Source organism: Clostridium sp. DJ247 (assembly GCF_014231265.1).
The window spans coordinates 54,014-60,234 of the sequence record NZ_JABAIW010000032.1 but is presented as its reverse complement, the minus strand read 5'-3'; the positions used below and the strand labels follow the sequence as shown (position 1 = coordinate 60,234).

Genomic DNA, 6,221 nt, shown 5'->3' with positions numbered 1-6,221 from the left:
AGGATTTCATCGCTCGACTTGCATGTGTTAGGCACGCCGCCAGCGTTCGTCCTGAGCCAGGATCAAACTCTCAATTTGAAAGTTTAAGTAGACATCCAAAATCTATGATTTTGTGATGGTCACTTACTCCGAAGCATAGCTTTGGAGTTTCCTTAACTCTTTGTTATTTGGCTACTAATCTAGTAGCTCAAAAGAATTGCTGGTTTATTTATATAGATAAGTTTTCTTATCTCACTCTGTTTAATTTTCAAGGATCATATCGCTGATTTGCGACCGGATTTACATCTTATCATGTTTCTTTCTGCTCGTCAACTAGTAATTTATTACCAATGTGTAGTTACATTATTGAGTAACTTACTATGTTGTTCACAGCTTTCACATAATATCACACAAGCTTAATCTTTGTCAACATATTTTGACTAGGAATTTTCGCTCAGTTGTTTGCCGCTATCTCAACGACAAACGTTATCTTATCATGTTTTATTTTGTAACATATAATCCTTATGCCTGCTTATTTAAAACTAGCTTAGTTATTCTTTATATTTTTCATACATACGCAATATTAAATATATAGACACGCCTGATTTAGTTTATTTGTGAAGAATATATTAAATGATGTAAATATCTTATAAAAAGTCAATGTAAATATTGAAATAGTTACTTATTTCAGATACCAAATAGCAGTTTTTATCTGAGTAATATAAATTTAAATCATTGATTTTATACGCCTTATTATATGTTTAACTTGGAAATTTTTTAAATTCTTACAAAAATAAAGTGGTATTTATTTTTATCTAAATACCACTTTAACTATATATATTAAGTTTGCAATTGTAAGCTTATACGTTACAATTTAATAATGGTTTAATTCTTAATAGATAACCACAACCTAAATTTAACTTATACGTAGGAATATGCTGCCAAAACTGATGGCACTTTTAAAAACTTTTTTATTAGTCTTAGTGAAGTGTTTTTGAAAATCTTAGAAACTTTGATATGGTTGAAAGCCTGAATGGCTTTCAACCAGCGACTTATCAATGGTAATTGATAAGTTGGTCCGGACTTAGGTACGAGTTTATCAAAGCTTCTTATTTTAATGAAACTCCTCTTCCTTACGTCAGATGAGTAAGCGATTCGCACAAAATCACAGATTTTGGCTCTCTGCTTAAAACACGAACTTTAGACTAATTAAAAGTTTTTAATGTGCTGAAGTTTGGCAGCATATTCGGTCGTATAAGTTAAATTTCGGGCATAATTATCTATACTTGTTTAACATAATAGAATTTTAACTCTGAAGATCTAACGCCTTATTTGAAGCTTCTATGTCAGCTCTAATTTGTTCCTCTGGGTTATAAGCTAAATAGTATTTTTTATCTAACATATATCTAGTTATCTTTTCATGAGTGGCAATAGCATCATCTAATTGTTTGTGTAAGGCATCCCTAACCTCTGGAGTTGCAGCTTCAGAGATTGCCCAGGCACAGTTCCTAATACCAGCTTTTGCAGCATTTAAAAAATCTGAAGCAATATTTTGATCAGTTAGTGTAGTTGTGCCCACTACTCCAGCAACAGTTCTATCCATAATAGTCACCTTCCTTATTTCCTTATCTATTAGTTGTTCCTACTGTTACACCCATAGTTGCTCCAACAGGTGCACGCTGTATAAGACTTTGAAGCTCCTGGATATGTTCTTTTGATGTTTTTATATCCTGCTTTAGTATAGCTTTTAACTCAGAATCAGAAACTAGTTCTGACACAGCTGCTGTTTTTGTAGCACAAGAAACCTTAAAATCTAAAAGTTCATGAATTTCAAATGCTTCGTGTGGTGCAATTCTTTCTATAACCAATTCATTCCCCTCCTCATAATATAAACTTATTGAAATTGTACTATGCTTTGTAATTATAGTTTGTATAGTTATAAAATTATTACCCTATAAAATCATAAGAAAATAATAGATATTACCCCATTCTTGGTATAATTATCATATATAATCATAGTATAAAATTTATTACCAAAGGGTAAGTTAACTTTGTTGCTATAATAACATTCCTTTTGCCCAATATTTAGAACATCTCTATATTAAAAGAGGTGTTCTAAATATTATTATTTTCTATAAATTAGAAAATACTTAATTTTCTAGTAAACGTCTCTATAAGATGAATACTAAATATTTTAGTATGTAATTTTGTTTTTAATTATAAGATTTTTAAACATAAAATATAATTAAACATGATCTGCGAAGTATATTATATTTACTATGTCATAATTTATTGGTAGAATAGTATTATTATATTTGTAAATTTTACACTCTAAGGAAAGGTGATCAAATTATGAATAGTGGAATAGATATGAAAAAGATACTTGACAACTCAGTTGTTGATGTTAAGTTTCAGCCTATTGTATCTGTGTTTAAGAAATCAGTTATTGGGCTTGATGGAATCAGTACAGGTGCTGATTTATCTGGTAGTTTTTTCTCTTTAAATGAACTGTTTGATTATGCTGAGAAAGAAAATTCCGAAATTGATTTAGACAGATTAATTAGAAAAAAAATTGTTGAGGAATTTAATAAAATCTGTACTGATGACGAAAAACTTCTGTTTATTAGTATAAATATGGCTGTTATCGCAAAATTCGTTGGTTCTGGAACTATTTTAGACCTTGTCAACAAATTTAATATTAATCCACAGAACGTAGTTCTTGAGATATATGAAAATAATATAGATGATGTAGAAGTGTTAAAGCAATTTATTAATTCATATAGAAGCAGAGGCTTTCTAGTTGCATTAACTATTGGATCAGGCTTTGCAAATTTAGATAAAATATCTCATGTTGAACCAGATATTATAAAAATAAGTGAAGCTATTACAAAAGATATAGAAATGGATTTCTATAAACAGGAGATATTCAAATCATTAGTAAGTCTATCAAAAAAGATTAGTGCACTGATAGTTGCTGATGGCATAAATATAGAAGAACAAGCAATAGCCTCAATGGAGTTAGGTGCCGATATGCTTCAGGGAAATTATTTTGGACAGTATAAAAACATTGATGTGAATTTTTTAAGTTCTGTTGAAGAAAAAGTTAACTATATAGCTTCTCAATATAAGAAATATAAGACAGAACAAATAGAGTTTGAACAATCAAAACATAAACAATATGAAAAATTGCTAAATGATGTTATACATGAACTTTCATTCACTGATGAAAATAAGTTTAGCGAAAAGTTAACTGAAACTATTAATAAAAATGATGTTTTTGAATGTGTATACGTTTTGGATGAATCTGGAATACAAGTAAGTGATACTGTTACACGTTTTAAGAATATGCTTTCTCAAAAAGCCTTAATATTTAAGCCTGCAAAAAAAGGAACTGATCATTCTTTAAAGAAATACTACTACTTCTTAAAAAACATGGGACTTAATAAATATGTAACTGATACATATGTATCTTCAGCTAGTGGAAACTTGTGTATTACCATTTCAGAAAAATTTAAAGGTAGTAATAATAAAGGCTACATATTATGTATAGATTTTAATCCAAATTATATTAATCTATAATAAGTTTTATTGTGTTGAAGAGTACTCCTATATTCTTCAAAGTGAGAGTAAAGAGGGTTATATCCCTGGATAACGAATTCTAAGCTTCAGATAAAGTAAAACTCCATCTGAAGCTTAGAATTCTGTTTATATTAAAATATTTAATCCTGGTAATGCTTTTTTATTAGAATATAATATTTATATTTAAGTAGAGATTGTTACTATATAATTAAAAGTATTAGAAATATAAATCTCTTTCTCCACTTTTAATTCTCTCTAGCCTCTTAGTAGTTTCTTCTTTTATTTTTTCAGATTCTATATGTTTAAAGTTTTCTTCTATAGTCTTTTGTCCTATTTCTTTTAGTTCATCATCTGCATAATCTAATAAGAATTCCTGGAATGTCATAATTGCATTCGGCAGGCAAACATTGTGAATGTTCCCTGTTTTTGCAAGACTCATGAATCTTTCCCCAGTTCTTCCTTGTCGGTAACACGCAGTACAATAACTTGGAATATATCCATCCTTACAAAGCTTCTTCAATACTTCAATTGGAGTTCGTGTGTCACTAACTTGAAATTGTGCAGACTTCTTTTTAGCACGCTGTCCAAATTCCTCTTCATAACCTCCTACATCTACACTGGAACCTGCGCTTATCTGAGAAATTCCTACTGCTATAATTTCTTCTCTAAATTTAGGTTCCTCCCTCGTAGAAACAATCATCCCAGTATAAGGTACAGCTAGTCTTATAATAGCAACTAATTTTTTAAAATCATGATCATTTACTAAATGAGGAAAACTGTTTCGATCTACTCCAACAGCTGGTCGTAATCTTGGAACAGAAATAGTATGAGGTCCTACACCAAAGGTATCATCCAGATGTTTTGCATGCAGGAACATAGCTACAGTTTCAAATTTATAATCATAAAGTCCATATAGAACTCCAATACCTACATCATCTATACCGCCTTTCATAGCACGATCCATGGCAGTAGTATGATAATCATAGTCATGTTTAGGTCCTTTTGGATGCATTTTTTTATAGGTTTCCCTATGATAGGTTTCTTGGAATAAGATATAGGTTCCGATACCTGCTTCTTTTAATTTGGTATAGTTTTCTACTGTAGTAGAAGCAATATTTACATTAATTCTTCTAATTGAACCGTTGTCCTTTTTTACACTATAAATAGTTTTCATGCAATCTACTACGTAATCTATAGGGCAATTTTCAGGGTCCTCTCCTGCCTCTAGTACAACTCTTTTGTGTCCTAAATCCTCAAGTATTTCTATTTCACGGATTATCTCTTCTGTATCTAATTTTTTTCTATCTATATTTTCTTTGTTGGAACATTTATATCCACAATATACACAGTCGTTTACACAGTGGTCACTTATATATAAAGGTGCAAACATAACAATTCTATTTCCATAAATTTTTTGTTTAATTTCCCTGGAAATTTTGTACATTTCTTCTAATAAAGTGTCATCCTCTACATTAAGTAAGGTGGCTACTTCTTCTATATTAAGACCTTTTGCGTCACCAGCCCTCTCTATAATTCCTTTTACGTAACTTACATCCTTTGCTTTTTCTTTTCCTATTTCAAGGAAATATTGAATTTCACCTTCGTTAATAAAGTCTGCTTTTTGTCTTTCCATTTCATTCATGTAAAACATCTCCTTATATATAATAATTATTAAATCAAGTTGTTATCTCTTAATTTATAGATGTAGAACTTTTAAATTTAATTTATGCAGCATAGGATATTACTAGATTTAGCCACCTTTAAATAGTTTATTAGAAAGTCTTAGTCTTAAATTACTAGAAAAGCTTAGCACTTTGATACTGTTTGAGCCTAAGCGAGTTTATCAAAGTTCTTTTATATTATGAAACTCCTCTTCCTTTGGTCAGAGGAGTAAGCGATTCGCACAAAATCACAGATTCTGGCTCTCTGCTTAATTTGAGGCTTAGACTTTCTTAAACTATTTATCAGTGGCTTAATCTAGTAATATCCTATGTGGAATAAATTAAATTCAAAAGTTCCGTACCTATATACAGTTAATTTTTTTAACTATACTTTATACCTGTTTCACATAAGTATGCTTATTTTTTAGCTGTAAGTGCACCTTTTACCTGAACATCAGGTATCTTACCCAACTTTCCTGTCATTGCACTAATTTCATCTGTAGTGCCATCTACTATTAGGGAGATCACAGAAATATCTCTTTCTTTATAAGGAATGCCCATTCGCCCTACAATGATTTCCCCATATTTGTGTAAAATTTCATTTACTTCTTTTGCTTTTTCACGATTTTCTATAATAATTCCAACCACACCTATTCGTTTCTCCATTAATTCACCTCTTTTTTGTTTCTCTTATTGTTTAAAGCCTTACAAAAACAAAAATTCCTTTCTAATTGCGTTAGAAAGGAACGGCTTATCATTTATAGGTAAAAAATACCTACAACTGTATAAGGCAACTAAAATTTGGTGGTGTTAACCCAAACTTCATATACCATAACCCCTATGATAAAGTCCCCCTTTTGCTTAGAAAGCTCCTTGCAATTAGGTCTTTTCGCATTGAATCTAAACTAAAAGAGTAATCCTATAGTTTAGAATATACTTCTAGTTTTACATAAAATTAATTATTTATCAATAGTAAAAAACGAAAAATTTAATTCTTATATA

The 6,221-nt window shown here is 30.1% G+C and carries 5 protein-coding genes and 1 rRNA gene; 1 reads left to right on the top strand and 5 read right to left on the bottom strand.

The window, feature by feature from the left end:
* The 3 genes from HGI79_RS13675 to HGI79_RS13665 all read right to left on the bottom strand — a co-directional run.
* Window positions 1–78, bottom strand: a 16S ribosomal RNA gene (locus HGI79_RS13675); the annotation flags it as partial.
* Window positions 79–1,285: 1,207 nt separating this feature from the next.
* Entirely contained in the window at window positions 1,286–1,582 is a 297-nt protein-coding gene (locus HGI79_RS13670; RefSeq protein ID WP_185651249.1) for a spore coat protein, read from the bottom strand.
* A 22-nt stretch (window positions 1,583–1,604) separates the two neighbouring features.
* Entirely contained in the window at window positions 1,605–1,847 is a 243-nt protein-coding gene (locus HGI79_RS13665; protein WP_185651248.1) for a spore coat protein, read from the bottom strand.
* A gap of 484 nt (window positions 1,848–2,331) precedes the next feature.
* Here HGI79_RS13665 and HGI79_RS13660 point away from each other — a divergent pair, with 484 nt between their 5' ends.
* Window positions 2,332–3,558 (top strand): EAL domain-containing protein, encoded by a 1,227-nt coding sequence (locus tag HGI79_RS13660; RefSeq protein ID WP_185651247.1) that lies wholly within the window; start codon window positions 2,332–2,334, stop codon window positions 3,556–3,558.
* A 217-nt stretch (window positions 3,559–3,775) separates the two neighbouring features.
* Here the strand turns inward: HGI79_RS13660 and hydG are convergent, their stop codons facing one another.
* Together hydG and HGI79_RS13650 are read right to left on the bottom strand one after the other, a co-directional pair.
* The gene (hydG, locus tag HGI79_RS13655) at window positions 3,776–5,191 is read right to left on the bottom strand and encodes a [FeFe] hydrogenase H-cluster radical SAM maturase HydG (RefSeq protein WP_185651252.1); all 1,416 of its coding nucleotides are present in this window, start codon (window positions 5,189–5,191) and stop codon (window positions 3,776–3,778) included.
* A 445-nt stretch (window positions 5,192–5,636) separates the two neighbouring features.
* Complete coding sequence (locus tag HGI79_RS13650) at window positions 5,637–5,885, bottom strand: TM1266 family iron-only hydrogenase system putative regulator (protein WP_185651246.1); 249 nt, start codon at window positions 5,883–5,885, stop codon at window positions 5,637–5,639.
* Window positions 5,886–6,221 lie beyond the last annotated feature (336 nt).

Coding starts and splice junctions, on each gene's coding strand:
- HGI79_RS13660 (WP_185651247.1), top strand. CDS start 2,332: ATGAATAGTGGAATAGATATGAAAAAGATACTTGACAACTCAGTTGTT.
- hydG (WP_185651252.1), bottom strand. CDS start 5,191: ATGGAAAGACAAAAAGCAGACTTTATTAACGAAGGTGAAATTCAATAT.
- HGI79_RS13650 (WP_185651246.1), bottom strand. CDS start 5,885: ATGGAGAAACGAATAGGTGTGGTTGGAATTATTATAGAAAATCGTGAA.
- HGI79_RS13670 (WP_185651249.1), bottom strand. CDS start 1,582: ATGGATAGAACTGTTGCTGGAGTAGTGGGCACAACTACACTAACTGAT.